At 67.1% G+C, this 2,168-nt stretch carries 3 protein-coding genes; all 3 read right to left on the minus strand.

The genetic code is table 11. The features are described from left to right. Window positions 1-512 (minus strand): ABC transporter permease (locus NX068_RS21015; protein WP_263463191.1); only part of this gene is annotated, 512 nt, incomplete at its 3' end. A gap of 11 nt (window positions 513-523) precedes the next feature. Continuing rightward, entirely contained in the window at window positions 524-1,471 is a 948-nt protein-coding gene (locus NX068_RS21020; protein WP_263463192.1) for an ABC transporter ATP-binding protein, read from the minus strand. After that, window positions 1,443-2,168: NosD domain-containing protein (locus NX068_RS21025; RefSeq protein ID WP_263463193.1), on the minus strand; the 726-nt coding region annotated here is incomplete at its 5' end. The genes NX068_RS21020 and NX068_RS21025, both read right to left, overlap by 29 nt.

Here is a 2,168-nt window from a genome sequence, read left to right on the forward strand (position 1 = left end):
CGGGTGCGGTCGGCGGCGAACACCGACAGCATCACCGCCAGGCTCAGGAAAGCGCAGCCGAGCAGCACCGAGCTGAGCATGAAACCCAGGTAGTGGTACAGCGCATTGAGGTCGAGCTGGGCCGACAGCACCACCCCGACCAGGCCGAAGCCGGCGATGGTGGAAAAGGCCAGCGCTCCGGCCAGGCCCAGGTACTTGCCCAGCAGCAGCTCCAGCCGGGTGATCGGCATCGACAGCAGCAGATCGAGCGAGCCGCGCTCGCGCTCGCCGACGATCGCATCGAAGCCGAGCACCAGCGCGATCAGCGGGATCAGGTAGATCACCAGGCTGACCAGGCTGGCGATCGTCACTTCGATCGAGCGAAAGCCCACCGCGCCCTGCTGGGCGGCGCCGAAATAAGCGATCGACAGTGCAAAGGCGGTGAATACCAGCGCCACCGCCAGCACCCAGCGGTTGCGGATGCGATCCCAGAATTCCTTGCCGGCAATGGCGGCGATCTGCGACAACTCCATGGTCCGCCCCTTTAGTCCGAAAAGCCGAAGAACACGTCTTCGAGCGAAGGTTCGCGCACGCTCAGGTCGCGCACCTTGTCGCCGAGCGCGGCCAGCGCGGCGATCACCGCCATCTTGGCCTCGCGCGGGCACTGCACCGCGACATGATCGTCGCGCGCCTCGATCGCACCGACCGGCAGACAACCGAGCGCGGCGCGCACGGCCTCGAAGTCCTCGGGCGCCACGCGCACGCTGAACCACAAGGGCAGCTCCATCTGCTCGCGCAGTGCCTGCACCGTGCCGCTCGCCTGCACCTTGCCGGCGGTCATGATCGCCAGCCGATCGACGCGCTCCTGGATCTCGGCGAGGATGTGCGAGGTGATCACCATCGTCACGCCTTGGCTCTTCAACTGGCGCAGGATGGCGTAGAAGCCGCGGATCGCCTCCGGATCGAGGCCGGTGGTGGGTTCGTCGAGGAACAGGATACGCGGGTTGCCGAGCAGGGCCTGGGCGAAGCCGAGGCGCTGGCGCATGCCCTTGGAGTACTCGCGCACGCGCCGGCGGGCGGCGTGGGCGAGGCCGACGCGCTCGAGCAGGGTGGCATGATTCTGCCCGGATACGCCTTTGAGCTTGGCGAAGAAGTGCAGCGTTTCCAATCCGGTGAGGTTGTCGTACAGCACCACGTTCTCGGGCAGGTAGCCGATCTTGCGCCGCACGGCGCGAAAGTCGCCGCCGGCGCCATCCACCGGTGCGCCGTCGATGCGGATCTCGCCGGCGGAAAGCGGGATCAGGCCGAGCATCATCTTGAACAGCGTGCTCTTGCCGGCGCCGTTGTGGCCGATCAGGCCGAACAGTTCGCCTTCGTGCACGTCGAGGTCGACGCCATCGACCGCGTGGATGGCGCCATAGTGCTTGCGCACGCCGCGGGCGGCGATCACTGCGCGGGTCGTGTCACTCGGAGCGGGGGAAATATCGGCCACGCCATTGGCTCCAGTCGGGGTTGTGCGGCTGCATCTGCGGCTTGGGATCGACGATGCTGGGCGCGCGCAGCAGCGGGAACTGCTGGCCGACCAGGCGCAGCGTCTGCACCGCGGGGCTGGCCAGCAGCAGCTTCATCATCGGGTGGCGCCAGGACAGGCGGTCCACCATGTCGTTGGCCTCGTACTGGACGTCGCCCGCGCCGTCGCCGTCGCGGTCCCAGCCGAGGTAGTTGCTCCAGTGGTTGCCCTGCTGCTCGCCCCACACCATGTCGCGGGCGCCGACGTAGCGCACCTGCTCGCGGTTGGCGATGAAGTCGTTGCCTTCCACTTTGTTGTTCTTGGAGCCCGCCCACAGGTGGATGCCGACGCGGTTGTCGATCACCGAGTTGCCGCGCAGCTCGTTGTACTCGGCGTCGTAGATGAAGAAGCCGCGCTGGTTGCCGGCGACGACGTTGTGCTCGATCACCGAGTCCTGGATGGTGCGCAGCATGATGCCGTGGTCCGAGTTGGCCCAGGCGCGGTTGTTGCGCACGGTCAGGCGGCGCACTTCCATCAGCGCCAGGCCGCCGCGGTTCATCCAGCTGTCGTTGCCTTCCCAGACGTTGTCGTAGGCGTTCATGTAGTGCGTGCCGTAGCGGCTGTGGTGCAGGCGGTTGTCGCGGAACAGCGCGTCGTGCGAGACATCGACGTAGAGCGC

Source organism: Thauera carbonicopians (assembly GCF_025699485.1).
Taxonomy (GTDB): Bacteria; Pseudomonadota; Gammaproteobacteria; order Burkholderiales; family Rhodocyclaceae; genus Thauera.